This window comes from Burkholderia sp. IT-111MI5, assembly GCF_949752865.1.
Classification (GTDB): Bacteria; Pseudomonadota; Gammaproteobacteria; order Burkholderiales; family Burkholderiaceae; genus Burkholderia; species Burkholderia pyrrocinia_C.
In genome coordinates, this window is record NZ_CATKIF010000055.1 from 195,482 (window position 1) to 219,713 (window position 24,232).

22 protein-coding genes are annotated in these 24,232 nt (G+C 69.6%); 12 read left to right on the forward strand and 10 right to left on the reverse strand.

The genetic code is table 11. The annotated features are described in order from the left end of the window. Positions 1-16 precede the first annotated feature (16 nt). Positions 17-865, forward strand: coding sequence for an S-formylglutathione hydrolase (gene fghA / locus ACM6JT_RS28075; protein ID WP_243564857.1), 849 nt, complete (start codon positions 17-19; stop codon positions 863-865). 105 nt (positions 866-970) lie between these two features. Here fghA and ACM6JT_RS28080 read toward each other — a convergent pair whose 3' ends face one another. From ACM6JT_RS28080 to ACM6JT_RS28095, 4 genes are read right to left on the reverse strand one after another with little or no spacing between them, the layout of a single operon-like run. Further along, a complete protein-coding gene (locus ACM6JT_RS28080) occupies positions 971-1,753 on the reverse strand; it encodes a metal ABC transporter permease (RefSeq protein ID WP_034178895.1) in 783 nt (260 codons plus the stop codon). Then, entirely contained in the window at positions 1,746-2,633 is an 888-nt protein-coding gene (locus ACM6JT_RS28085) for an ABC transporter ATP-binding protein (RefSeq protein WP_414857703.1), read from the reverse strand. Before ACM6JT_RS28085 ends, ACM6JT_RS28080 begins: the two co-directional genes overlap by 8 nt. A gap of 14 nt (positions 2,634-2,647) precedes the next feature. Beyond that, positions 2,648-3,562, reverse strand: a complete 915-nt coding sequence (locus ACM6JT_RS28090; RefSeq protein ID WP_414857704.1) for a metal ABC transporter solute-binding protein — start codon at positions 3,560-3,562, stop codon at positions 2,648-2,650. A 46-nt stretch (positions 3,563-3,608) separates the two neighbouring features. After that, on the reverse strand, positions 3,609-4,070 hold the full coding sequence (locus ACM6JT_RS28095; RefSeq protein ID WP_011546084.1) for a Fur family transcriptional regulator: 462 nt from the start codon (positions 4,068-4,070) through the stop codon (positions 3,609-3,611). Between the two features lie 329 nt (positions 4,071-4,399). Here ACM6JT_RS28095 and ACM6JT_RS28100 point away from each other — a divergent pair, with 329 nt between their 5' ends. After that, entirely contained in the window at positions 4,400-5,176 is a 777-nt protein-coding gene (locus ACM6JT_RS28100) for an L-iditol 2-dehydrogenase (RefSeq protein ID WP_034178892.1), read from the forward strand. Positions 5,177-5,194: 18 nt separating this feature from the next. On the opposite strand, the gene ACM6JT_RS28105 is transcribed toward ACM6JT_RS28100, so the two are convergent. Continuing rightward, the gene (locus ACM6JT_RS28105; protein WP_034178891.1) at positions 5,195-6,247 is read right to left on the reverse strand and encodes an RNA-guided endonuclease InsQ/TnpB family protein; all 1,053 of its coding nucleotides are present in this window, start codon (positions 6,245-6,247) and stop codon (positions 5,195-5,197) included. A gap of 170 nt (positions 6,248-6,417) precedes the next feature. On the opposite strand from ACM6JT_RS28105, the gene ACM6JT_RS28110 reads away from it, so the two are divergent. From ACM6JT_RS28110 to ACM6JT_RS28140, 7 genes are all read left to right on the forward strand, one after another. Further along, positions 6,418-7,374 carry a sugar kinase gene (locus tag ACM6JT_RS28110; protein WP_414857705.1) on the forward strand — a complete coding sequence of 319 codons (957 nt, stop codon included), beginning with the start codon at positions 6,418-6,420 and terminating at the stop codon, positions 7,372-7,374. Then, a complete protein-coding gene (locus ACM6JT_RS28115; RefSeq protein ID WP_414857706.1) occupies positions 7,362-8,723 on the forward strand; it encodes a D-tagatose-bisphosphate aldolase, class II, non-catalytic subunit in 1,362 nt (453 codons plus the stop codon). The genes ACM6JT_RS28110 and ACM6JT_RS28115 overlap by 13 nt, the downstream gene beginning before the upstream one ends. A gap of 58 nt (positions 8,724-8,781) precedes the next feature. Further along, positions 8,782-10,107 carry an ABC transporter substrate-binding protein gene (locus ACM6JT_RS28120; protein ID WP_414857707.1) on the forward strand — a complete coding sequence of 442 codons (1,326 nt, stop codon included), beginning with the start codon at positions 8,782-8,784 and terminating at the stop codon, positions 10,105-10,107. Between the two features lie 114 nt (positions 10,108-10,221). Continuing rightward, positions 10,222-11,169, forward strand: a complete 948-nt coding sequence (locus ACM6JT_RS28125) for a carbohydrate ABC transporter permease (protein WP_407970827.1) — start codon at positions 10,222-10,224, stop codon at positions 11,167-11,169. Continuing rightward, the gene (locus ACM6JT_RS28130) at positions 11,166-12,017 is read left to right on the forward strand and encodes a carbohydrate ABC transporter permease (protein ID WP_034178886.1); all 852 of its coding nucleotides are present in this window, start codon (positions 11,166-11,168) and stop codon (positions 12,015-12,017) included. The genes ACM6JT_RS28125 and ACM6JT_RS28130 overlap by 4 nt, the downstream gene beginning before the upstream one ends. Beyond that, positions 12,014-12,712 carry an HAD family hydrolase gene (locus ACM6JT_RS28135; protein ID WP_414857708.1) on the forward strand — a complete coding sequence of 233 codons (699 nt, stop codon included), beginning with the start codon at positions 12,014-12,016 and terminating at the stop codon, positions 12,710-12,712. Before ACM6JT_RS28130 ends, ACM6JT_RS28135 begins: the two co-directional genes overlap by 4 nt. 58 nt (positions 12,713-12,770) lie before the next feature. Next, the gene (locus ACM6JT_RS28140; RefSeq protein WP_407970824.1) at positions 12,771-13,880 is read left to right on the forward strand and encodes an ABC transporter ATP-binding protein; all 1,110 of its coding nucleotides are present in this window, start codon (positions 12,771-12,773) and stop codon (positions 13,878-13,880) included. A 13-nt stretch (positions 13,881-13,893) separates the two neighbouring features. Here ACM6JT_RS28140 and ACM6JT_RS28145 read toward each other — a convergent pair whose 3' ends face one another. Next, on the reverse strand, positions 13,894-14,778 hold the full coding sequence (locus tag ACM6JT_RS28145; protein ID WP_034178884.1) for a LysR family transcriptional regulator: 885 nt from the start codon (positions 14,776-14,778) through the stop codon (positions 13,894-13,896). Between the two features lie 114 nt (positions 14,779-14,892). On the opposite strand from ACM6JT_RS28145, the gene ACM6JT_RS28150 reads away from it, so the two are divergent. Both ACM6JT_RS28150 and ACM6JT_RS28155 read left to right on the forward strand, forming a co-directional pair. Then, positions 14,893-16,089 (forward strand): serine hydrolase domain-containing protein, encoded by a 1,197-nt coding sequence (locus ACM6JT_RS28150; RefSeq protein WP_414857709.1) that lies wholly within the window; start codon positions 14,893-14,895, stop codon positions 16,087-16,089. Next, the gene (locus ACM6JT_RS28155) at positions 16,086-17,297 is read left to right on the forward strand and encodes an MFS transporter (RefSeq protein ID WP_034178882.1); all 1,212 of its coding nucleotides are present in this window, start codon (positions 16,086-16,088) and stop codon (positions 17,295-17,297) included. The genes ACM6JT_RS28150 and ACM6JT_RS28155 overlap by 4 nt, the downstream gene beginning before the upstream one ends. 16 nt (positions 17,298-17,313) lie before the next feature. Here the strand turns inward: ACM6JT_RS28155 and ACM6JT_RS28160 are convergent, their stop codons facing one another. The 4 genes from ACM6JT_RS28160 to ACM6JT_RS28175 all read right to left on the reverse strand — a co-directional run bounded on the left by ACM6JT_RS28160 (position 17,314) and on the right by ACM6JT_RS28175 (position 22,506). Continuing rightward, a complete protein-coding gene (locus ACM6JT_RS28160) occupies positions 17,314-18,270 on the reverse strand; it encodes a sugar-binding transcriptional regulator (RefSeq protein ID WP_034178881.1) in 957 nt (318 codons plus the stop codon). 122 nt (positions 18,271-18,392) lie between these two features. Next, positions 18,393-19,874: a xylulokinase gene (gene xylB / locus ACM6JT_RS28165; RefSeq protein ID WP_175748913.1), complete on the reverse strand. Its 1,482-nt coding sequence runs from the start codon at positions 19,872-19,874 to the stop codon at positions 18,393-18,395. Between the two features lie 104 nt (positions 19,875-19,978). Continuing rightward, positions 19,979-21,388: a D-arabinitol 4-dehydrogenase gene (gene dalD / locus ACM6JT_RS28170; protein WP_243564848.1), complete on the reverse strand. Its 1,410-nt coding sequence runs from the start codon at positions 21,386-21,388 to the stop codon at positions 19,979-19,981. Positions 21,389-21,594: 206 nt separating this feature from the next. Beyond that, entirely contained in the window at positions 21,595-22,506 is a 912-nt protein-coding gene (locus ACM6JT_RS28175) for a LysR family transcriptional regulator (RefSeq protein ID WP_034178878.1), read from the reverse strand. A gap of 99 nt (positions 22,507-22,605) precedes the next feature. On the opposite strand from ACM6JT_RS28175, the gene mdlC reads away from it, so the two are divergent. Beyond that, complete coding sequence (gene mdlC, locus ACM6JT_RS28180) at positions 22,606-24,213, forward strand: benzoylformate decarboxylase (RefSeq protein WP_407970820.1); 1,608 nt, start codon at positions 22,606-22,608, stop codon at positions 24,211-24,213. The last annotated feature ends 19 nt before the right edge of the window (positions 24,214-24,232 follow it).

The window sequence follows — 24,232 nt, forward strand, 5'->3', positions numbered from 1 at the left end:
CCGGGAGCGCACCGTCATGCTCGAACTCGTTTCCTCGCATGCGTGCCACGGCGGCGAGCAGCGCTTCTACCGCCACGATTCGACGGCGATCGGCCTGCCGATGAAGTTCTCGGTGTACCTGCCGCCGCAGGCCGCGCACGGCCGCGTGCCGGCGCTGTTCTACCTCGCGGGGCTGACCTGCACCGACGAGACGTTCGCGATCAAGGCCGGCGCGCAGCAATACGCGGCGCAGCACGGCATCGCGCTCGTGATGCCCGACACGAGCCCGCGCGGCGCGGGCGTGCCGGGCGAGACCGATGCGTGGGACTTCGGCGTCGGCGCGGGCTTCTACGTCGATGCGACCGAAGCGCCGTGGTCCACGCATTACCGGATGGAGTCGTACGTGGCGGGCGAGCTGCGCGAGCTCGTCGCGGCCGAGCTGCCGATCGACGGCGCGCGGCTCGGGATCTTCGGCCACTCGATGGGCGGGCACGGCGCGCTGACGCTCGCGCTGCGTCATCCCGGCCTGTACCGGTCGGTGTCGGCGTTCGCGCCGATCGCCGCGCCGACACGCTGCCCGTGGGGCGAGAAGGCATTCTCGGGTTATCTCGGCGACGATCGCGACGCGTGGAACGCGCACGACGCGAGCGAGCTCGTCGCGCGCGCCGATGCGCCGAAGTTCGCGGACGGCATCCTGGTCGACCAGGGCCTCGCCGATCAATTCCTCGCGAACCAGCTGAACCCCGACGTGTTCGAAGCCGCGTGCGCGAAGGCCGGCCAGCCGCTGACGCTGCGCCGCCATCCGGGCTACGACCACGGGTACTACTTCATCTCGACGTTCATCGCCGATCACATTGCGCATCACGCGCGCGTGCTCGCCCGATGAGCGGAGTCAGGTAACGCACGCATCGCCGCAAGCGATTGCGGGCGCATAAAAAACGCCGGCGCTGCCCTCGGGCACGCCGGCGTTTTCATTGGCATCGGGCGGCGATCAGTGGCGTCGCAACAGGCTCGCGCCGTACACGAGCGCCGACAGCGCGGTGATCCAGAAGCTCGTCGGCCAGTCGGTGTGATATGCAAGCGTGATGCCGGCCCACGCCTCGAACAGCGCGAACAGCGCGGCGAGCAGCACGCCCGTCGACAGCCGCGTCGACACGTTCTGCGCGGCCGCGGCCGGCCCGACCAGCAGCGTGAACACGAGCAGCACGCCGACGATCTGCGTCGCGGCGGCCACCGCGAGCGCGCACACTGCGAGGAACAGCATCGACACCGTGCGCAGCGACACGCCCTTGGCTTCGGCCAGTTCGGGCTGCAGCGACGCGAACAGCAGCGGCCGCGCGATCAGCGCGAGCGCGATCAGGCTCACCGCGCCGATGCCGGCCAGTACCGCGAGCGTGTCGTGGTTGACCGCGAGCACGTTGCCGAACAGCAGCGCGGTCACCTGCGTCGCGAACGACGTATAGAAATGCAGGAACAGCAGGCCGAAGCCGAGCGCGCCCGACAGGATCACGCCGATCGCGACGTCGCGGCCCGCGAGCCGTTCGCCGAGCGCGCCCATCCCGATCCCGGCCGCGAGCGTGAAGCCGACCATCCCCCAGATCGGCGAGATGCCGAGCAGCACCGCGCCCGTCGCGCCGGTGAAGCCGACGTGCGACAGCGCATGGCCGGCGAAGGTCTGCCCGCGCAGCACCAGGAAGTAGCCGACTATGCCCGCGAGCACCGCGACGATGCCCGACGCCGCGAAGGCGTTGATCATGAAGTCGTATTCAAACATCGTGCGAATGCCCGGGATGAGCGTGTCCGTGGTGGTGATGGCCGTGGCCGCCGCCGCCGTGCGAGTGGCCGTCGTCGTCCTCGTGTTCGTGGTCGTGCTTCTCGATCTCGACGTCGCCCGACATCACGAAGATCTTGCCGTTCACGCGCATCACGTCGATCGGCGATCCGTAGAGGCGCGACAGCACGGGCTTCGTGATCACCTCGTCGACGGTGCCGAGCGCCGCGACGCCATTGCCGAGATACAGCACGCGGTCGAGCGCGTTCAGCAGCGGATTCAGTTCGTGCGCGGAGAACAGCACGGTGATGCCGAGCTCGCGCTGCACGTTGCGCACGAGTTCGACCACGCCGCGCTGGTGGTTCGGGTCGAGGCTGATCAGCGGTTCGTCGAGCAGCAGCAGCTTCGGGCTGCCGAGCAGGCACTGCGCGAGCAGCAGGCGCTGCCGCTCGCCGCCCGACAGCTCCGACAGCGGTCGGCGCGCGAGCGTCGGGCCGCCGACGAGGTCGAGCACGCGGTCGACGTCGCGGCGCGTCGCCGCGTTGGTGTGCGGCAGCCCCCAGCGATGGCCGTCGGCGGCCATCGCGACGAAGTCGTAGCCGCGCATCCGGCGGTTCGCGAGGCCGCTCCTGATCTGCGGCATGTAGCCGATCGACGCGTTGCCGCGCACGACCGGCACGCCGCCGACCGACAGCGTGCCGGCCGAGACGGGCACGAGGCCGAGCACGGCGCGCATCAGCGTCGTCTTGCCCGCGCCGTTCGGCCCGAGCACGCCGACGAATTCGCCGGGTTCGATCGAGAAGCTGACGTCGCGCAGGATCGTGCGTCCGCCCAGTTCGAGCGTGACGCGATTGACTGCGAGTGCGTGGGGAGTGGCGGTCATGTCGTTGCAGTCGCTTATTTCTTGCCGGCCGAAAGCGCGCTGGAGAGCGCATCGAGCTGGCCGGCCATCCATTGCTGGAAGGTCTTGCCGGCAGGCTGCGTCTCGGTGACGCTGACGGCCGGCACGCCGCCGTCGCGCGCGATCTTCAGCATGCGCTTGGTCATCGGCGCTTCGGCCTGGCTGTTGTAGATCAGTACGCGCACCTGCTTCTTGCGCAGGTCGTTCTCGAACGCCGCGACGTCCTGCGCGCTCGCCTCGGTGTCGTTCATCGTCGCGAGCTGGAAGCGCTGGTTGCGCATGTCGAGCCCGATCGCGTCGGACATGTAGCCGAACACGGGCTCGGTGGCCGTCACCGGCACGCCCTTGTACTGCGCGCGCAGCGCGGCGACCTTGTCGTCGACGGGCTTCAGCGACGCGACGAACTTCTGCAGGTTCGCGTCGTAGTCGGCCTTGTTCGCCGGGTCGGCGCGGCCGAGCTCGGCCGCGATCGCGCGCGCGGCGGCCGGCATCGTCGCCGGGTCGTACCACAGGTGCGGGTTGTCGCCGGCCTTCTTGCCGACGAGATCGGCGACGACGATCGTCGCGCGCTTCGCCTGCTTCGATGCGCCGAGCAGCTTGCCCATCCACGGATCGTAGTCGGCGCCGTTGTAGATCACGACCTGCGCGTGCTGGAGCGCGCGGGCGGTCTTCGGGCTGGCTTCGAACAGGTGCGGATCCTGGTCGGGATTGCTGAGGATGCTCGTGACCGCGACGTGGCGGCCGCCGATCTGCGCCGCGACATCGCCGTAGAAATTCTCGGCGGCGACGACATTGACGGTCGCAGCCTGCGCGAACGCGGGCGCCGCGAGCGACAGCGCGGCGGCAGCGGCGGCAAGCCAGCGGAGAGGCGACAGGGCGCGCCGCGGCGCGCGCTTCAAGGCAATGAACATGAAACTCCTCGTTGGAAAGGCGGCGCATGCGCCGCGCGATGCGGCGTCAGCGTTGTGCGGGCTTGCGCTTGCAGTGCCCGCACAGGCCGCTCAGCTCGACGACCTGGTGGTGGACTTCGAAACCGTGCGCGGGCTCGCTCGCGGACAACTGCTTCGCGAGGTCGCCGCCGGGAATCTCGACGGTGTCGCCGCACGAATCGCAGATCAGGAACTGGCCTTCGTGCGGCACGCCGATCTCGCAGCACGCGAAGAACGCGTTCTTCGATTCGATCCGGTGGATGAAACCGTGCTCGACGAGGAAATCCAGCGCGCGATAGACGGTCGTGGGCGGCACGCGGCCGCGCTGCGGTTCGAGCTCGGCGAGCAGGTCGTACGCGCCGATCGGGCGCTGCGCGGCCAGCACGCGTTCGTAGACCTGGCGGCGCAGCGGCGTCCACGCGAGCCCGTGCTCGGCGGCGAATGCGTCGGCCCGGGACAGCCGGGCGTCAATGGACGATGAGGTAGCCATGGCGTGAAGCAGGCAGGGGAAACAGAGTACGGCGATGATATAACGTATCGCCGCGCCGTGCAGCGCGAATTCCCCGTTCCGTCCACGCTCCGTCCCCTTCATCGCCGATCCGGCCGCACCGCACCGCGCGCGCCGCGCCTTGCCGGGCGTGCGCTGCGGGCCGGTGCGATGCGCCGTTGTGCCGCAGCGCGTCATAGAAAGCCGTCGCGTTGCCTTGACAGCGCGAATCGCGTATCCGATCATTCGATCAACAACAGAGCAATTGATCGGTCGGCGAGCGTTCGCTCACCTCGCGACCGTCGTACAGCAGAACGAACCGGAGACAACCAGTGAGACTGGAAGACAAGGTCGCGATCCTGACGGGCGCCGCAAGCGGCATCGGCGAGGCGGTCGCGCAACGCTATCTGGACGAGGGCGCGCGCTGCGTGCTCGTCGACGTGAAGCCGGCAGGCGGCTCGCTTGCGCGGCTCATCGAAGCGAACCCCGGCCGCGCGGTGGCCGTCACCGCGGACGTCACGCGCCGCGACGACATCGAGCGGATCGTCGCCACCGCCGTCGAGCGCTTCGGCGGCGTCGACATCCTGTTCAACAACGCGGCGCTGTTCGACATGCGCCCGATCCTCGACGAATCGTGGGACGTGTTCGACCGGCTGTTCGCGGTCAACGTGAAAGGGCTGTTCTTCCTGATGCAGGCCGTCGCGCAGCGGATGGTCGAGCAGGGGCGCGGCGGCAAGATCGTCAACATGTCGTCGCAGGCCGGCCGTCGCGGCGAGGCGCTCGTTTCGCACTACTGCGCGACCAAGGCCGCGGTGATCAGCTATACGCAGTCGGCCGCGCTCGCGCTCGCGCCGCACCGGATCAACGTGAACGGGATCGCGCCGGGCGTCGTCGACACGCCGATGTGGGAGCAGGTCGACGCGCTGTTCGCGCGCTACGAGAACCGGCCGCTCGGCGAGAAGAAGCGGCTGGTGGGCGAAGCCGTGCCGCTCGGCCGCATGGGCGTGCCGGGCGACCTGACGGGCGCCGCGCTGTTCCTTGCGTCGGCCGACGCCGATTACATCACCGCCCAGACGCTGAACGTCGACGGCGGCAACTGGATGAGCTGACTTGACGTCCTCCGCCGCCTAAAGGCGGTGGATTCCCACACTTGGCGATGCACGTCCGCATCGGAGAATGTTCAGCGCAGCGTTGGTATCACGATCATGCTCGACACCACAGTCACTGCAGGCCCACTCTCTTACTCGCAGTCCCGCGATACCTTTCGGCCGCGTCGTGCTGTCTTTCGACCCGCACGCCGAACAGGACTGGGTAGAACCGCTTTCGTCCACTTCTTCGAACGTGGCTCCGTGCGCGATCGCTTTATAACGGAGCATGTTTCTGAAAGACGACCAGGATGCGTCGTAGACGCTCTTCGCCATCCTGGTTCTGGCGAGTTTGACGGCAGAGACATTGCCGACCGCGATGTAATCGAACCGCCGCACCAGATCGAGTGCGAGCTTGTGCTGGGAATCGGCGCGGGCATTCGCAACCTTGGCGTGCAGCTTCGCGATATGTCGTTTGTGCTTTCGCGCCCGTTGCGCTTTCGCGAGCTTCTCGGCCGCGCGCCGGCCGAACCGGTCGTTAGGCAGTTTCTCGCCGGTCGAAAGTGTGGCGAAGTCTTTCAGGCCGAGATCGATACCGACGCCGGAACGAATCGGGCGCGCTTGAACATCTGGCATTTCGATCACGATGTTGAGAAACCAGTTGCCCCGCGCATCCTGCGCGAAGTTGGTTCCATCCTTGATCTTGCCTTCGGGAAGCGGCCGACTGTTGAACACGCGGAAGGTGTTGCCGGCGAAACGGAACGCGTCGCCTTCACGCTTCAGGTCGCGCCCTTTCAACGGTACCCATCCGAGCGTTCTCTTGCCGCGATAGCGCAGGTAAGGGCGTCGGTGCTGGCTACGGGATTGTGCGTACTGCAAGCAAGTTGCGTTGATCGTGCCGGAGTGAATGCCAAGCTCCTTGCTGCTGCCGCTCGTCAGTCCATTCAGGTCGAAACCTGTTGGCCACTTCTTGCTCCACATGAGCGCGTGTTTCTGTGTGTCATTGCAGAAGTTCCAGACGTAGTTCACCGCACGACTCTGCTTGTTAAGCAGCCCGTTGAGCGACTTCACCCGGTAGCGGTAGACAAGGATCATGCCAATGATCCTACCCCCTGGACGAAGCGGCCTGTCAAGCGCATACCGTTCCTTCTCGCCGCCGATAATGGTTTGTCGGAGCAACGGATGAAGTGGCATTCATGTTCGCTTGGATGGCCGCTGCCACAGGCTGCGGCCCTTTGCACGCCGGTCTCGGGAGGGCACGCCTGATGGCCGAGATCGTCGTCGCCGGCGAACTGCTCGCCGAATTCGTCGCCGCCGAGCGCGGCCAGGGCTTCGATACGCCGGGCCTGTTCGCCGGACCGTTTCCGAGCGGCGCGCCCGCGATCTTTGCCGATCAGGCAGCACGGCTCGGCGCGCGCGTTGCGTATGCGGGCTGTGTTGGTCGCGACGCGTTCGGCGACGCGATCGTCGCGCGGCTCGAACGCGACGGCGTCGATGTCGCGCGCATCCGCCGCGTCGCGCGCCCGACCGGCACCGCGTTCGTCGCGTATCGCGACGACGGTTCGCGCAGCTTCGTCTTCAGTCTTTCCGCCAGCGCGGCCGCGTGTGTCGATGCATCCGACGTCGATACGGCGATGTTCGACGGCTGCCGCTACTTCCACGTGATGGGCTCGTCGCTGACGAGCGAATCGGCGATCGCGGCGGTCCAGCGCGGCGTGATCGAGGCCGCGCGCGCCGGCGCGAAGGTGTCGTTCGATCCGAACGTGCGCCCCGAGATGCTGAGCTTCCGCCCGATGCGCGCGGCGCTCGACGAGATGCTCGCCGCCTGCCACCTGTTCCTGCCGAGCGAGGCCGACCTGCCGTTCTTCTGCGGGCCGCAGCCGGCCGAGCGCGCGATCGCGGGGCTGCTCGCGACGCATCCGCTGCTCGAGCGCGTCGTGCTGAAGCGCGGCGCCGCTGGCAGCGTCGCGTTCGACCGCGCGAGCCGTGCCGAAGCGCCGGCGTTTCAGGTCGACGAAATCGACCCGACCGGCGCCGGCGACTGCTTCGGCGCCACGCTGGTCGCGAGCCTCGTCGCGGGCGTGCCGATCGAGGTCGCGCTGCGCCGCGCGAACGCGGCAGGCGCGATCGCGGTCACGCGGCGCGGCCCGATGGAAGGCAACAGCAGCGCGGCCGAGATCGACCGTTTCCTGACCGAACGAGGTGTGGCATGTCCGGCCTGACGACCATCGCCGAACGCCCGCGCACCGCGCACGCGGATGCCGTGCTGCGGATGATCTTCGACGCGAACCGTGCGGACGCGCAGCGCGGCATCTATTCGATCTGCAGCGCGCACCGGCTGGTGCTGGAGGCCGCGTGCGAAGCCGCGCGCGCGGACGGCTCGCCGCTGTTGATCGAGGCGACCTGCAACCAGGTGAACCATCTCGGCGGCTATACGGGCATGACGCCCGCCGATTTCCGCCGCGACGTCGATGCGATCGCCGCGCGCTGCGGGCTCGCGCCGTCGGCGCTCGTGCTCGGCGGCGACCATCTCGGTCCGAACCCGTGGCGGCACCGCCGCGCGGCCGACGCGATGCGCGAGGCCAGTGCGATGGTCGCCGCGTATGTCGAAGCCGGTTTCGAAAAGATCCACCTCGACGCGAGCATGGCGTGCGCGGACGATCCGGCGCGGCTCGACGACCGCACGATCGCCGCCCGCGCGGCCGAGCTGTGCCGCGTGGCGGAAGACGCGGCGTCGCGCGCCGGTATCGCGCCCGTCTACGTGATCGGCACCGAGGTGCCGACGCCGGGCGGCGAAGTCAGCGGCAATCCGGGCGATGCGAACGGCGCGGCGATCGCTCGGATCGCGGTTACGCGCAGCGACAGCATCGCGGCGACGCTCGACGCGCACCGCCGCGCGTTCGCGGCGGCCGGGCTCGACGACGCGTGGACGCGCGTCGTCGCGATCGTCGCGCAGCCGGGCGTCGACTTCGACGATCGCCACGTGCTCGACTACGACAGCGCCAAGGCAGCGTCGCTCGGCGCGAGTATCCTGCATACACCGCGCCTCGTGTTCGAGGCGCATTCGACCGATTACCAGACCGAGGGCGCGCTCGCCGCGCTCGTGCGCGACCACTTCGCGGTGCTGAAGGTCGGCCCCGCGCTGACGTTCGCGTTGCGCGAGGCGCTGTTCGCATTGACGTTCATCGAGGATGCGCTGATCGACGACGTCGCGCAGCGCTCGCGGCTGCGCGACGTCGTCGATGCCGCGATGCGCGCGCAGCCCGAGCACTGGGCGCCGTACTACCGCGGCGACGAAACCGAGCAGCGGCTCGCGCGCCAGTTCAGCTACAGCGACCGGATTCGCTACTACTGGCTGCAGCCGGCCGTCGCGGCTGCGGTCGAGCAGCTGTTCGGCAACCTCGCGCGGCAGCCGGTGCCCGAGACGCTCGTCGCGCAGTGGCTGCCGGATGTCTACGCGGCGTGCCGCGCGGGCGGGCTCGCGAAGGAGCCGCGCGCGTGGGTGCGCCACCGGATACGCGACGTGATCGCGCACTATGCGCGCGCGTGCGGAATGCAGCGGCCGGCGTGACGGGCCGTGAAGGAAACGCAAGACCGACGACACATCGAACAATCACAGGAGACATGCCATGCAACGAAAGATGCTCGACGCCGCCGCACGCTGCTTCGCCGGAGCCGCGCTCGCGACGGCCGCCTGCGCCGCGTCCGCCGGCACGCTGACGATCGCGACGCTGAACAACCCCGACATGATCGAGCTGAAGAAGCTGTCGCCGGCGTTCGAGAAGGCGAACCCCGACATCAAGCTGAACTGGGTGATCCTCGAGGAAAACGTGCTGCGCCAGCGCGCGACGACCGACATCACGACCGGCAGCGGCCAGTTCGACGTGATGGCGATCGGCACCTACGAGACGCCGCAGTGGGGCAAGCGCGGCTGGCTCGCGCCGATCACGGGCCTGCCCGCCGACTACGACCTGAACGACATCGTGAAGACCGCGCGCGACAGCCTGTCGTACAACGGCCAGCTGTATGCGCTGCCGTTCTACGTCGAAAGCTCGATGACGTTCTACCGCAAGGACCTGTTCGCGGCGAAGGGGCTGAAGATGCCCGACCAGCCGACCTACGACCAGATCGCCGAGTTCGCGGACAAGCTCACCGACAAGTCGAAGGGCACCTACGGGATCTGCCTGCGCGGCAAGGCTGGCTGGGGCGAGAACATGGCGTTCGTGTCGACGGTCGTGAACACGTTCGGCGGGCGCTGGTTCGACGAGAACTGGAACGCGCAGCTCACGTCGCCCGAATGGAAGAAGGCGATCACGTTCTACGTGAACCTGCTGAAGAAGGACGGGCCGCCGGGAGCGAGCTCGAACGGCTTCAACGAGAACCTGACGCTGACCGCGTCGGGCAAGTGCGCGATGTGGATCGACGCGACGGTCGCGGCCGGGATGCTCTACAACAAACAGCAGTCGCAGGTGGCCGACAAGATCGGCTTCGCGCCCGCGCCGGTCGCCGCCACGCCGAAGGGCTCGCACTGGCTGTGGGCGTGGGCGCTGGCCGTGCCGAAGACATCGAAGCAGCAGGACGCCGCGCGCAAGTTCATCGCGTGGGCGACGTCGAAGCAGTACATCGAGATGGTCGGCAAGGACGAGGGCTGGGCGTCGGTGCCGCCGGGCACGCGCGCGTCGACCTATCAGCGCCCCGAGTACAAGGCCGCCGCGCCGTTCTCGGACTTCGTGCTGAAGGCGATCGAGACGGCCGACCCGAACGATCCGTCGCTGAAGAAGGTGCCGTACACGGGCGTGCAGTACGTCGGGATTCCTGAATTCCAGTCGTTCGGCACGGTGGTCGGCCAGTCGATCGCGGGCGCGGTTGCAGGGCAGATGACGGTCGACCAGGCGCTCGCCGCCGGGCAGGCCGCCGCCGACCGCGCGGTACGGCAGGCCGGCTACAAGAAGTAACGCGCAAGCAGTCGCGTGGCCCGCGCCGTGCGCCGTCGCGCGCGGTGCGGGCCGGCGAAGCCGAAAGGCGGGCAGGCCGTTCGCGCCCGCGCATCAACCGGAGGGACTCCGATCATGCGTCACCTGCGTCTTCCCCTGAGCCACGCGCCGTCGGTCGGCGACGCGTCGTTGCCGCCGGGCGCGCCGCGCCGCGCGCGCGGCGGCGCGAGCTGGCTCGTCTCGCCGTCCGTCGCGGTGCTGCTGCTGTGGATGTCGATTCCGCTCGCGATGACGATCTGGTATTCGTTCTCGCGCTACAACCTGCTGAACCCGGACGTGAAGGGTTTCGCGGGGCTCGACAACTACCGCTTCCTCGCGACCGATCCGTCGTTCCTGCCCGCGATCTGGCACACGCTCGTGCTGATCGGCGCGGTGCTCGCGATCACGGTGATCGGCGGCGTGCTGATGTCCGTGCTGTTCGACCGCAAGTTCTACGGGCAGGGCGTGGCACGCCTGCTCGCGATCGCGCCGTTCTTCGTGATGCCGACGGTATCCGCGCTGATCTGGAAGAACATGATCCTGCACCCGGTGTACGGGCTCGTCGCGAACGCGATGCGCGCGTTCGGGATGACGCCGATCGACTGGTTCGCCGATTACCCGCTCACCGCGGTGATCATCATCGTCGCGTGGCAGTGGCTGCCGTTCGCGTTCCTGATCCTGTTCACCGCGATCCAGTCGCTCGACCAGGAACAGAAGGAAGCCGCGCGCATCGACGGCGCGGGCCCGATCGCGATGTTCTTCTACATCACGCTGCCGCACCTGAAGCGCGCGATCGCCGTGGTCGTGATGATGGAGACGATCTTCCTGCTGTCGATCTTCGCGGAGATCTACACGACGACCGGCGGCGGCCCCGGCAACGCGACGACCAACCTGTCGTACCTGATCTACGCGCTCGGCCTGCAGCAGTTCGACGTCGGCCTCGCGTCCGCGGGCGGCATCATCGCCGTCGTGGTCGCGAACGTCGTGTCGTTCTTCCTCGTGCGGATGCTCGCGCGCAACCTGAAGGGGGAATACGAAAAATGAGCGACCTGACCTTCGAAGGCCGGCGCGTGCCGGCCGTGTTCGACCTCGTGCGGCGCGCGCTGCCCGGCGCGCTCGCGTGGCTGATCGCGCTGCTGCTGTTCTTCCCGATCTTCTGGATGGCGATCACCGCGTTCAAGACCGAGCAGCAGGCATACGCATCGGCGCTGTTCTTCATGCCGACGCTCGACAGCTTCCGCGAGGTGTTCGCGCGCAGCAACTACTTCTCGTTCGCGTGGAATTCGGTGCTGATCTCGGCGGGCGTCACGGTGATCTCGCTGCTGTTCGCGGTGCCGGCCGCGTATGCGATGGCGTTCTTCCCGAACCGCCGCACGCAGAAGGTGCTGCTGTGGATGCTGTCGACGAAGATGATGCCGTCGGTCGGCGTGCTCGTGCCGATCTACCTGCTGTGGAAGAACGCTGGGCTGCTCGACACGGTGTCGGGCCTCGTGATCGTCTACACGCTGATCAACCTGCCGATCGCGGTGTGGATGACCTTCACGTACTTCAACGAGATCCCGAAGGACATCCTGGAAGCCGGCCGCATCGACGGCGCGTCGACGTGGCAGGAGATCGTCTACCTGCTGATGCCGATGGCGCTGCCGGGGCTTGCGTCGACCGCGCTGCTGCTCGTGATCCTGTCGTGGAACGAGGCGTTCTGGAGCATCAACCTGTCGAGCTCGAACGCGGCGCCGCTGACCGTGTTCATCGCGTCGTACTCGAGCCCCGAGGGGCTGTTCTGGGCGAAGCTGTCCGCGGCGTCGCTGCTCGCGGTCGCGCCGATCCTGATCGTCGGCTGGCTGTCGCAGAAGCAGCTCGTGCGCGGGCTCACGTTCGGAGCGGTCAAGTGAGCGCGGCCGGCCAAGGTGCGAACGTGCTGATCTGCGATTGCGACGGCGTGCTGATCGACAGCGAGGCCGTCGCCGCCGACGTGATCGTGCGCAAGCTCGACATGCGCTGGCCGGGCGTCGATGCGCGTCCGGCCGTGATGCCGCTGCTCGGTCTGCGCATCGAGCGCGTGCTGGCGGGTGCGGGCGACGCCGTCGGACGCACGCTGTCGGCCGGCGACGTCGACGCGATCCGCCGTGCGGTCGAGGCGGCGGCCGTCAATGCGCCGATGGTCGACGGCATCGACGCGGCGCTCGGCGCGATTCAGTTGACGACGGCCTGCGCGAGCAACAGCTACCGCGCATACGTCGAGGCGGCGCTCGCGCGCACGGGCCTCGCGCGCTTCTTCGGCGAACGGCTGTTCTGCGCGGATTCGGTCGCGCGGCCGAAGCCGGCGCCGGACGTGTATCTCGCGGCCGCGCGCACGCTCGGCGTCGCGCCCGCGCAGTGCCTGGTCGTCGAGGACAGCGTGACCGGCATCACCGCGGCGGCCGCGGCCGGCATGACCGTGCTCGGCTTCGTCGGCGGCGGGCATGCGTCGGCCGCGCAGATCGACGCGCTGCGCGGCATCGGCGCGCGTCACGTATTCGACGACATGCACGAGCTGCCCGGCTACGTCGCGCGCTGGCAGGCGACGGGCGCGGTGCTGCCGAACTAGCAACGATTACGCGCCGCATGCGTGAATGCGGCGCATCACGAACGAACGGAGACAGATCATGGCAAGCGTGCTCCTGCGCAATATCGCGAAGCGCTACGACGAAACCGAAGTGCTGCGCAACGTGAACCTCGACATCGCCGACGGCGAATTCGTCGTGTTCGTCGGCCCGAGCGGCTGCGGCAAATCCACGCTGATGCGGATGATCGCGGGCCTCGAGGATATTTCGAGCGGCGACCTGCTGATCGACGGCGCGAAGGTCAACGACGTGCCGAGCGCGAAGCGCGGCATCGCGATGGTGTTCCAGTCGTATGCGCTGTACCCGCACATGACGCTGTACGACAACATGGCGTTCGGCCTCAAGCTCGCGGGTGCGAAGAAGCCCGAGATCGACCAGGCCGTAAAGCAGGCCGCGAAGATCCTGCACATCGATCACCTGCTCGACCGCAAGCCGAAGCAGCTGTCGGGCGGCCAGCGGCAGCGCGTCGCGATCGGCCGCGCGATCACGCGCAAGCCGAAGGTGTTCCTGTTCGACGAGCCGCTGTCGAACCTCGACGCCGCGCTGCGCGTGAAGATGCGGCTGGAGTTCGCGCGGCTGCACGACGAGCTGAAGACGACGATGATCTACGTGACGCACGACCAGGTCGAGGCGATGACGCTCGCCGACAAGATCGTCGTGCTGTCGGGCGGCGCGGTGCAGCAGGTCGGCACGCCGAACGAGCTGTATCACGCGCCGGCGAACCAGTTCGTCGCGGGCTTCATCGGTTCGCCGAAGATGAACTTCCTGAAAGGCACGGTCGAATCGGTCGACGCGGGCGGCGTGCTCGTGCGCTTCGACAGCGGCGAGACGCAGTACGTCGCGGTCGAAGCGGCCGGGCTGCAGCGCGGTGCCGCGGTGACGGTCGGCGTGCGGCCCGAGCACCTGGTGGTGGGCACGGCGGCCACGGGCGTCGCCGCGCGCACGATGGCCGTCGAGTCGCTCGGCGATGCCGCGTATCTGTACGCGGAGTCGGCGGTCGCGCCGGACGGGCTGATCGCGCGGATTCCGCCGCTCGATACGTATCGCACCGGCGAGGCGCTGCACGTACACGCGCAGGCCGAGCACTGCCATCTGTTCGACGAGCACGGGCAGGCGTTCCGCCGGCTCGGCGTGCACGCGAAGGCCGCGTGACGGCCGGGATCGGTCAGAAGCGCAGGTTTGCGGCCATGAAGTCGACGAACGCGCGCAGCTTCGGCGTCGGATGTCGGCCCGACGGCCACAGCACGTAGATCGGCGTGCAACTCGCGACGTGTTCGTCGAGCACCGCGCACAGCGTGCCGTCGTCGAGCGCGCCGCGCACGAAGAACTCGGGCAGGCACGCGATGCCGAGCCCGCGCAGCGTGAAGCACAGGCGCGCTTCCGCGCTGTTGCTGACCATCGAGACGGGCACGTCGGGCGGCGTGCCCGAGCGCGGCACGCGCAGCGGCCAGGTTTCGAGCTTGCCGCTGCTCGGAAAGCGGTAGTGCAGGCAGCGGTGCAGCGCGAGATCGGCCGGTGTGCGCGGCGTGCCGTGCCGGGCGAGGTAGTCGGGCGACGCGACGAGGTGCTGGCGGAAATGGCGGAGCAGCCGCGACGACAGCCGTGAATCCGACGGCTGGCCGGTGCGCAGCACCGCGTCGAACCCTTCCTCGACGACGTCGACGAGCCGGTCGCTGAAATCGATATCGAGTTCGATCTCCGGGTACTCGGCCATGAAATCGGCGAGCACCGGCAGCAGCAGCGTGCCGATCGTCGGCAGGCTCACGCGCAGGCGTCCGCGCGGCGCTTCGGCACTGTGCGTCAGTTCCTGCTCGGCAGCTTCGATCTCGGCGATCACGCGCCGGCACCGTTCGAGAAACCGCGTGCCTTCGGCCGTCAGCGTGATGCTGCGCGTGCTGCGGTGAAACAGCCGTACGTTCAGGCGCGCCTCGAGCCGCGCGATGCGCTTGCCGATCGCCGACGCCGACAGCCCGAGCGCGCGGCCGGCCGCGACGAAACTGCGCGTTTCCGCGACCTGAACGAACACGACGAAACCGCCGAGATTTTCCATGCAAGTTCCTGATTGCGGACACCAGCGTCCGGATTGTCCGGAACTCTAACCCGGTTTTTCTTCTTGCGTCGGCTCCCTACGATGAACGTTCGTTCACTGTTGAGAGGTCACGCCATGTCATCCCTGCCTGTCACCGCATCCCGTGCCGAACCGGACGCCGCGCTGCGCCACCGGCTCGACGACGCGCTCGATCGCGCGCTCGCCGACGAGCGCATCGTCGGCGCGGTCGTGCTGGTCGCGTGCGACGGCGAGCTGCGCTATGCGCGCGCCGCCGGGCTCGCCGATCGCGAAGCCGGTACGCCGATGCGGGAAGACGCGCTGTTCCGGCTCGCATCGGTCACGAAGCCGGTCGTGACGGCCGCCGCGATGCGGCTGGTCGCGGCGGGGCGCATCGCGCTCGACGAACCCGTCGCGCGCTGGTTGCCCGAATTCCGCCCGGCGCTGCCCGACGGCGCACCCGCCGCGATCACGTTGCGTCATCTGCTGTCGCATACGGCCGGCCTCGGCTACCGCTTCCTCGAAGCCGACGGCGACGGCCCGTATGCGCGTGCCGGCGTGTCCGACGGGATGGACCGCGCGGGCATTTCGCTCGCGGAGAACGTGCGGCGCATCGCAAGCGTGCCGCTGCGGTTCGCGCCCGGCACGTCGTGGGACTATTCGCTCGCGACCGACGTGGTCGGCGCGCTGATCGAGGCGGTCGACGGCCGGCCGCTCGCCGACGCGGTAGCCGCGCTCGTCACGACGCCGCTCGGGATGACCGACACCGCGTTCGTCGCGCACGACGCCGCGCGCGTCGCGACGCCATACGTGAGCACGACGGGCGCGCCGCGCCGGATGGCGGACACCGATCTCGTGCCTGTGTACGACGGCACGATCGGCATCCGCTTCGAACCGGCGCGCGTGTTCGATCGCGCTGCGTGGCCGTCGGGCGGCGCGGGGATGGTCGGCACCGCGCGCGATTGCGTGACGCTGCTCGACGTGCTGCGCACCGGCCGCGACGGCTGGCTCGAGCGCGCATGGATCGACGAGATGGCGCGCATCCAGCCGGGCGCGCACGAACTGCAGGATGCGCCCGGTTTCGGCTTCGGGCTCGGCTTTTCGGTGCTGCACGATCCGGCGGTCGCGCAGTCGCCGGAGTCGGTCGGCACGTGGCGCTGGGGCGGCGCGTACGGGCATGCGTGGTTCGTCGACCGAACGGCCGGGCTGACGGTCGTCGCACTGACCAATACGCTGTACGAGGGCATGCACGGGCGGATCGTGACCGACGTGCGCGATGCGGTCTACGGTGTCGATATCGGGAGCGCGGCATGAGCGACTGCACGTCGATCGACGACGAGGTTTCCGTCGGGCCGGTGCAGGCGCGCGAGCGCCTGCCGGTCGCGAACCTGCTGGCGCTCGCGACGGCCGCCTTCATCACGATCCTCACCGAGGCATTGCCGGCCGGCCTGTTGCCGCTGATGAGCGCCGACCTGCGCGTGCCCGACGCGCTGATCGGCCAGCTCGTGACCGTGTATGCGCTCGGCTCGATCGTCGCGGCGATACCGCTCGTCGCCGCGACTCGCGCGATGCGCCGGCGCCGCCTGCTGCTTGCGGCGCTGGCCGGCTTCGTCGTGTCGAATGCGCTGACCGCCGCATCGCCGTACTACGCGCTCACGCTCGCTGCGCGCTTCGTCGCGGGCATGTCGGCCGGCCTGCTGTGGGCGCTGCTGGCCGGTTATGCGAGCCGGATGGTCGACGCGTCGCTGCGCGGCCGCGCGATCGCGGTCGCGATGCTCGGCGCGCCGGTCGCGATGTCGATCGGCATTCCGGCCGGCACCGCGCTGGGCGCGGCGCTCGGCTGGCGCGTCGCGTTCGCGTTGATCACGCTCGCGGCGCTCGCGCTGATCGGCTGGATCCGCTGGCGCGTGCCCGATTATCCGGGGCAGCAGGCCGGCGCGCGCGAACCGGTGCTCGGCGTGATGACGCTGCCCGGCGTGCGGCCGGTGCTGACCGTGATGTTCGCGTACGTGCTCGCGCACAACATGCTGTACACGTACGTCGCGCCGTTTCTCGCGGGCGTGCGGATGGGGGCACAGGTCGATGTGGTGCTGCTGGTGTTCGGCATCGCGTCGCTGGTCGGCATCGCGCTGACGGGCGCGTGGATCGGTGCCGCGCAACGGCGCCTGACGCTCGCCAGTATCGCGCTGTTCGCGCTCGCGGCGGCGATGCTCGGCGCCGGCTCGGGGATGGCGATCGTCTATGCCGGCGTCGCGCTGTGGGGGCTCGCGTTCGGCGGCGCGCCGACGCTGTTCCAGACGGCTGCCGCGAACGCGGCGGGGGAGTCGGCCGACGTCGCGCAGTCGATGCTCGTGACGGTGTGGAATCTCGCGATCGCCGGTGGCGGCATCGCGGGCGGGATGCTGCTCGGCGCGACCGGCGCCGGCGCGATTCCGTGGGTGCTCGTGGCGCTGCTGGCGGCCGCGTGGATCGGCGCGTGGCGCGCGCGCCGGCATGCGTTTCCGGCGCCGCGGGCCGCGTGAGCGTCCGGCTGCGGCGTCAGTCTGCGTTCGCGTCGAGCGCCGCCCGCGCGCACGTCTCGTCGGTGACGAGCCCCGACACCCAGCCGCCGCGCAGCGCGGCGATCACCGCGTCGCGTTTCTTCGGGCCGCCCGCGAACGCGATCGTCGGGCGTTTCGGCGGCGCGGCGAGCGACACGCTCGTCACGCGCGCGCTGGTCGACACGTCGATCATCTTGCCGTGCGCGTCGATCGGCATGCCGAGCAGTTCCGCCACCGCGCCGAGCGAGGTCATCTCGTCGCGCTCCTGTTCGGTGATGAAGCCGTCTTCGTATAGCGGGCAGTGCGGGCCGGTGTTGCCGATTCCGACGAACGCGACGTCGGCCTTGCCCGACAGCGCCTCGACGATCCGGTACAGCCGGTGGTTGCACCACTGCGCGCGCTCGGCCGCGCTGTCGGCGAACAGCGGCGCGGGCAGCAGGAAGTGCTTGCTGCCGGTTTTCTCGGAGATGTACTGCGCGACGTCGTAGCGGTTCGACGAGCCGTCGGCCGCGATCGCGCCGACCATCGACACGAGCCGGTGCTGCGGGCGGTCAATCTGCGCGATCTGCGCGACCGCGGCCTTCAGCGTCCGGCCGCTGCTGACGGCGATCACCATCGGCCGCGTCTCGCCCAGGTAGCGCTCCATCACCTGCGCGCCGGCGACCGCGAGCTTGCGGTCGATCGCTTCGGGCGCATCGGCATCGACGGGCACGACTTCGCACATCGCAAGGCCGTAGCGTTTCGACAACTGCGCGCCGAGATCGAGGCAGTCGGCGAGCTGGTGGTCGACGCGCACGCGGATCAGGTTCTTCTCGACCGCGAACGCGACGAGGCGCTGCGCGACCGGGCGCGACACCTGCAGCTTTTCGGCGATTTCGTTCTGCGTGTCGCCCGCGACGTAATAGAGCCACGCGGCACGCGTGGCGAGATCGAGTTTTTCTGAGGACTTGGACACGATAGCGATTCGGTTCGGAGCTGGGGGGCCGCCCGCGGACCGGCCGGCGGGCCGCGCGACGGCATCCACTGTACCGTATGTCGTGCGCGCGGCAGACGGCCGCAAGCGCGCCGCGGCGGCGCTTACGCGAGCCGCGTGCGCGACGGTTCGTACAGCGGCCGCACGTGGCGGTACAGCGCACGGAACGCGTCGAGGCGTTCGCGCAGCAACGCATGGCGGGCCGCGTCCGGCGCGTATTCGGCGCGCACCGGCGGCTTGGTCAGCACCGTCTGCGGATCGCCGCCGACGGCCAGCCAGCCGAGCCGCGCCGCGCCGAGCGCCGCGCCCGTTTCGCCGCCGCCGATCTGGCGCGTGCGCACGTTCAGCGCATCGGCGATCAGTTGTGCCCAGAACGCGCTGCGCGCGCCGCCGCCGATCAGCGACAGCTGGTCGGTTTCGACGCCGGCCGCATGCAGCGCGTCGAGGCCGTCGGCGAGGCCGAGCGTCACGCCTTCGAGCACCGCGTAGCCGAGATGCGCGCGTTCGGTTGCATGCGTCATCCCGAAGAACACGCCTTGCGCATACGGATCGTTGTGCGGCGTCCGTTCGCCGGACAGGTAGGGCAGGAACAGCGGCGCCGTCGCAAGCGCGTCGGCGTCGAGCGCCTCGACTTCGGCGAGCAGCGCGGGCTCGTCGGTGCCCGTCAGCTTGCAGACCCAGCGCAGGCAGCTCGCGGCCGACAGCACGACGCTCATCAATTGCCAGCGATCGGGAATCGCATGGCAGAACGCATGCACGGCCGACGCGGGATTCGGCATGAAGCGGTCGCCGACCACGCTCAGCACGCCCGACGTGCCGAGCGACACGAAGCCGTCGCCCGCGTGGATCGCGCCGATGCCGAGCGCGCTCGTCGCGTTGTCGCCGCCGCCGCCGGCCACCACGACGGCCTCCGACAGCCCGAGCTCGCGCGCGACATCGGCGCGCAGCGTGCCGGACGGCGCGTTGCCTTCGACGATGCGCGGCATCTGGTCGCGCGTCATCCCGCATGCGGCGAGCAGTGCGTCGGACCAGTCGCGCCGCGCGACGTCGAGCCACAGCGTGCCGGCCGCGTCCGACGGATCGGACACCTTCGCGCCGGTCAGCCGGAACCGCAGGTAGTCCTTCGGCATCAGCACGCACGCGGTCGCCGCGAACACGTCGGGTTCGTGCTTCGCTACCCAAAGCAGTTTCGGCGCGGTGAAACCCGGCATCGCGAGATTGCCGGCGAGGGCGTGGAGATCGGGCGCGCGTTCGGTGAGCAGCGCGCATTCGTCGGCGCTGCGCATGTCGTTCCACAGGATCGCGGGGCGCAGCACGCGGTCGTCGCGGCCGAGCAGCACGGCGCCGTGCATCTGGCCCGACAGGCCGATGCCGCGCACCTGCGCGAACGCTTGCGGATGCCGTTCGCGCAGCGCCGCGAGCGCGGCGAGCGTGCCTTGCCACCAGTCGTCCGGATGCTGTTCGGCCCAGCGCGGATGCGGCCGCGACACGGTGAACGGCGAGCCGGCGGTGCCGACGACCGCACCGTCCGGGGCGAGCAGCAGCACCTTCACTTCCGAGGTGCCGAGGTCGATGCCGAGATACATGAGCGATCCGTTCCGTCAGAGAGGAGCCGCTACTTTAGCCGTGCCGCACGGCATGTGCCAAGCGGGTTTGCCCGGCCGCGCGGCCGGGCGCCGGCTGTCGCGCGTCAGCGCTGCGCGAGCCATGCGTCGACGCGGGCGAGCGCGGCGCGCAGCGCTTCGAACAGCGCCGCATTGCCGGCGAGCGAGCCCCACAGCGGGCGGTTCGCGCACAGCGCGACGACGGGATCGTCGGCTTCCGGATGGCCGGCCCCGACGATCGCCCGTGCGGCGGCTTCGTCCATCACGCCGTCCTGGTACGCGTACGGCAGCGTGCCGCGCGCCCAGCGTTCGAGAAAGCGCAGGAACAGCGCGGGCAGCACGGCGGTGGCGACCGGCGCCGCGCCGCGCGCGAACGATTCGACGAGCGTCGGCGCGATGAAGCCGGGGATCTTCGAGAAGCCGTCGGCCGCGACGCGCTGGTTCGTGTCGAGCACGTACGGGTTGCCGAAGCGTTCGAGCACGACGTCGCGATAGCGCGCGAGATCGAGCGGGCTCGGGGTCAGGCAAGGGATTACGTCCTGCGTCACGTAGTCGTGCGCGAAGCGGCGGATCGCCGCGTCGTGCGTGCCTTCGTGGATATACGTGTAGCCCGCGAGCGTGCCGGCCCACGCGATGCAGCTGTGCGTCGCGTTGAGGATGCGGATCTTCGCTTCCTCGTACGGGTGCACGTCGTCGACGAGCTCCGCGCCGGCCAGCTCCCAGCGCGGCCGGCCGGCCGCGAAGCGGTCCTCGATCACCCACTGGATGAACGATTCGCCCATCACCGGGCAGGCGTCGTCGATGCCGGTGGCCGCCAGCACGCGTTCGCGCACGTCGGCGGTCGGGCGCGGCGTGATGCGGTCGACCATCGCGCTCGGCGTCGCGACGTTCGCGTCGAACCACGCGAGCAGGTCGGCTGCGCCGCGCCGTTCGAGAAATTCGCGCATGCCGGCGCGAAAGCGCGCGCCGTTGTTGCGCAGGTTGTCGCAACTTTGCAGCGTGAGCGGGCCCGCACCGCGCTGCATGCGTTCGGCGAGCAGCGCCGCGAGCGCGCCGTACAGCGTCGTGCGCGCGCCCTGCAGGTCGGCCGCGAGATCGGCGTTCGCGACGTCGAGCCGGTTGTGTTCGTCGAGGTAGTAGCCGCCTTCGGTGACGGTGAACGACACGATCCGGCAGGCCGGATCGGCGCCGGCGTCGATCAGCGCGGCGAGGTCGATCGACCAGGGCAGCACGCGCGTGATCGCGCGGATCGTCTCGTACGCGCGCTCGCCTTGCGGCGTGACGGTTTCGAGCGTGTATTCGCCGTGCTGCGCGGCGAGCGCGTCCATCGTCGCGCGCATGTCGTCGCGGATGTTGCCGACGGTCAGCGACCAGCGTTCGTCGGCCGGCACGGCCGCGTTCACGCGATGCAGATACCACGCCTGGTGCGCGCGGTGAAACGAGCCTGCGCCGATGTGCAGCAGCACGGGCGCGCGGGCGGAGGGCGATTCGCTCATCCGGTGTCTCCTGTTCGTGCCAGTCTTTCCTGTCGACTAGATCATTTGCTCTTCATGTGAGCGAATGATCGTATTCGGGCGAGCGAAAGTCAAGGCGGGGGGGACGGCATTTCGATGGTGCGCTGCGGCGGCGCGCGTGCGGGAAGTGCGGGAAGTGCGGGAAGGGCGGGAAGGGGCGCGAACAGGCGGCCAGCCGGGAACGGGCGTCAGCGCCCTTCGCGCGTGAGCGCGACGAGTTCGTCGAGCAGTTTGCCGGCCGGCCCCGGCAGGATCCCGTGGCGGCGTCGGAACGCGGTGAGCGTGCGCACCGCGACGACCTCCCGCACCGGCAGCGTGTCGATCGTGCCGGCCGCCTGCTCGGCGCCGTACATCGGCTCGGCCATCCAGCTCAGGAAACCGGCATGTGCGACGAGGCTCTTCAGTGTCGTGACCGAGCGCGTCTCGACCGCGATGTCGGGCAGTGCGAGCCCGTGTGCGTCGAAGGTCGCGCGCATGTGGTCGAACGGTGCGGTGCCGCGCGGCGGAATCGCCCAGCGTGCGTGCAGCGTATCGGCGAGCGTCGGCGCGCGGCCGAGCGCGCGCAGCGGATGGTGCGGCGCCGCAACGATATGGCTGCGATCTTCCCAGCGGCACTCGGGAATCGCGACGATCTCGTCGGTGTCGGGCCCGTGCGCGGACAGCGCGAGATCGATCTCGTGCTTGTTCAATCCGTCGGCGAGCCGGTCCCACACGCCTTCGAGGATCTCGACGCGCAGGTTCGGCCAGCGGTCGAGCACGCGGCCGACCGCGACCGGCAGCACGAGGCTCGCGATGCTGCCCACCGCGCCGACCTTGATCGTGCCCTTCGCGAATCCGCGCATCGCGTCGAGTTCCTCGCGTGCGTGCTCGGCCTCGTGCTGCAGCAGCGTCGCGTGCGGCAGCAGCGCGTCGCCGAACGCGGTGAGCTGCACGCCCTTCGAATGGCGCTCGAACAGCGGCGCGCCGACCTGGTCCTCGAGCCGCTTCAGGATCCGGCTCAGTGCCGGCTGCGTCACATGCAGCGCGTCGGCCGCGCGGCCGAGGCTGCCGCACGCGACGATCGTCGTGAAGGCGCGCAATTGTCGGAGATCGAAAGTCATGCCGGAATGTAATGGCTTATCGCAAAAAATACAGTATCCGAGAATGGCTTGCGCTTCGATACTGTGGAAACCGCCAAGCCATCGAGGAGACGCCCGAGCATGTCCGGCCATCAGCCCCCATTCGCCGCATCGATCACCGTTCGCGATGCGGTCATCGACCTGCTTCGCCAGTTCGGCATCGACCGTGTGTTCGGCAATCCCGGCTCGACCGAGCTGCCGATGTTCCGCGACTTCCCCGCCGATTTCCGCTATGTGCTCGGCCTGCACGAGGCCGTCGTGGTCGGGATGGCCGACGGCCATGCGCAGGCCACCGGCAATGCGGCGGTCGTCAACCTGCATTCGGCGGCGGGCGTCGGCAATGCGATGGGCAATCTCTTTACCGCGTTCAGGAACCGCACGCCGCTGGTCGTCACCGCGGGCCAGCAGGCGCGCGCGATCTTGCCGTTCGATCCGTTCCTCGGTTCGACACAGGCCGCCGAGCTGCCGAAGCCGTACGTGAAATGGAGCATCGAACCCGCACGCGCGCAGGACGTGCCGGCCGCGATCGCGCGTGCGTACCGCATCGCGATGCAGGAGCCGCGCGGGCCCGTGTTCGTGTCGATCCCGGTCGACGACTGGGACCAGCCGGCCGAGCTGCTGCCGCGGCGCGACGTCAGCAGCGTCGTGCGGCCCGATCCCGATGCGCTCGCGCGGCTCGGCGACGCGCTCGACGCCGCGCGGCGCCCCGCGTTCGTGGCCGGCGCGGCCGTCGATCGCGCCGGTGCGTGGGACGACGTCGTGCGGCTCGCGGAGCGGCACCGTGCGCGCGTGTACGTCGCGCCGATGTCGGGGCGCTGCAGCTTCCCCGAGGACCATCCGCTGTTCGCCGGCTTCCTTCCCGCGATCCGCGAGAAGATCGTCGCGCGGCTCGACGGGCACGATCTCGTGTTCGCGTTCGGCGCGCCTGCATTTACCTATCACATCGAAGGCTTCGGCCCGCACGTGCCGCCGGGTGCGACGCTCGTGCAGCTCGTCGACGATCCGGGCGTCGCCGCGTGGACGCCGGAGGGCGATGCGGTCGTCGGCAACCTGCGGCTCGCGGCGCGCGACCTGCTGGCGCGGCCGGCGCCGCCCGAGCGGCCGATGCCCGCGCCGCGGCCGCCGCGCGCACGCGTCGACGCACCGGCCGCCGGCGAGCGCATGTCGGCCGCGTTCGCGCTGCAGACGCTCGCCGACGTGCGTGACGCGCAGGACATCGTCGTCGAGGAAGCGCCGAGCGCGCGGCCCGTGATGCAGGAACACCTGCCGTTCACGCGCAGCGGCACGTTCTACACGATGGACAGCGGCGGGCTCGGCTACGGGATGCCGGCGGCCGTCGGCGTCGCGCTCGCGCAGCCGGGCCGGCGCGTGATCGCGCTGATCGGCGACGGGTCGAGCCTGTATTCGATCCAGGCACTGTGGAGTGCCGCGCAGCTGAAGCTGCCGATCACGTTCGTGATCCTGAACAACCGGCGCTACGCAGCACTGCAGGATTTCGCGCCGGTGTTCGGCTTCGGCCCCGGCGATCCCGTGCAGGGCACCGATCTGCCCGACCTGGATTTCGTCGCGCTCGCCGAAGGGATGGGCTGCCGCGGCGTGCGCGTCGCCGATGCAGCGCGCCTGCGCGACACGCTGACCGACGCGCTGCAGGCCGCGACGCCGGTCGTCGTCGAAGTCGAGATTGCCTGACGCGCAACGCGCGTCTTTC

What these genes read in the sequence shown, in the direction of transcription:
- ACM6JT_RS28090 (WP_414857704.1), bottom strand. Translation starts at nt 3,562, where the DNA reads ATGTTCATTGCCTTGAAGCGCGCGCCGCGGCGCGCCCTGTCGCCTCTC.
- ACM6JT_RS28095 (WP_011546084.1), bottom strand. Translation starts at nt 4,070, where the DNA reads ATGGCTACCTCATCGTCCATTGACGCCCGGCTGTCCCGGGCCGACGCA.
- ACM6JT_RS28130 (WP_034178886.1), top strand. Translation starts at nt 11,166, where the DNA reads ATGAGCGACCTGACCTTCGAAGGCCGGCGCGTGCCGGCCGTGTTCGAC.
- ACM6JT_RS28145 (WP_034178884.1), bottom strand. Translation starts at nt 14,778, where the DNA reads ATGGAAAATCTCGGCGGTTTCGTCGTGTTCGTTCAGGTCGCGGAAACG.
- mdlC (WP_407970820.1), top strand. Translation starts at nt 22,606, where the DNA reads ATGTCCGGCCATCAGCCCCCATTCGCCGCATCGATCACCGTTCGCGAT.
- ACM6JT_RS28140 (WP_407970824.1), top strand. Translation starts at nt 12,771, where the DNA reads ATGGCAAGCGTGCTCCTGCGCAATATCGCGAAGCGCTACGACGAAACC.
- xylB (WP_175748913.1), bottom strand. Translation starts at nt 19,874, where the DNA reads ATGTATCTCGGCATCGACCTCGGCACCTCGGAAGTGAAGGTGCTGCTG.
- dalD (WP_243564848.1), bottom strand. Translation starts at nt 21,388, where the DNA reads ATGAGCGAATCGCCCTCCGCCCGCGCGCCCGTGCTGCTGCACATCGGC.
- ACM6JT_RS28115 (WP_414857706.1), top strand. Translation starts at nt 7,362, where the DNA reads ATGTCCGGCCTGACGACCATCGCCGAACGCCCGCGCACCGCGCACGCG.
- fghA (WP_243564857.1), top strand. Translation starts at nt 17, where the DNA reads ATGCTCGAACTCGTTTCCTCGCATGCGTGCCACGGCGGCGAGCAGCGC.
- ACM6JT_RS28120 (WP_414857707.1), top strand. Translation starts at nt 8,782, where the DNA reads ATGCAACGAAAGATGCTCGACGCCGCCGCACGCTGCTTCGCCGGAGCC.
- ACM6JT_RS28175 (WP_034178878.1), bottom strand. Translation starts at nt 22,506, where the DNA reads ATGACTTTCGATCTCCGACAATTGCGCGCCTTCACGACGATCGTCGCG.
- ACM6JT_RS28150 (WP_414857709.1), top strand. Translation starts at nt 14,893, where the DNA reads ATGTCATCCCTGCCTGTCACCGCATCCCGTGCCGAACCGGACGCCGCG.
- ACM6JT_RS28125 (WP_407970827.1), top strand. Translation starts at nt 10,222, where the DNA reads ATGCGTCACCTGCGTCTTCCCCTGAGCCACGCGCCGTCGGTCGGCGAC.
- ACM6JT_RS28155 (WP_034178882.1), top strand. Translation starts at nt 16,086, where the DNA reads ATGAGCGACTGCACGTCGATCGACGACGAGGTTTCCGTCGGGCCGGTG.
- ACM6JT_RS28110 (WP_414857705.1), top strand. Translation starts at nt 6,418, where the DNA reads ATGGCCGAGATCGTCGTCGCCGGCGAACTGCTCGCCGAATTCGTCGCC.
- ACM6JT_RS28105 (WP_034178891.1), bottom strand. Translation starts at nt 6,247, where the DNA reads ATGATCCTTGTCTACCGCTACCGGGTGAAGTCGCTCAACGGGCTGCTT.
- ACM6JT_RS28080 (WP_034178895.1), bottom strand. Translation starts at nt 1,753, where the DNA reads ATGTTTGAATACGACTTCATGATCAACGCCTTCGCGGCGTCGGGCATC.
- ACM6JT_RS28085 (WP_414857703.1), bottom strand. Translation starts at nt 2,633, where the DNA reads ATGACCGCCACTCCCCACGCACTCGCAGTCAATCGCGTCACGCTCGAA.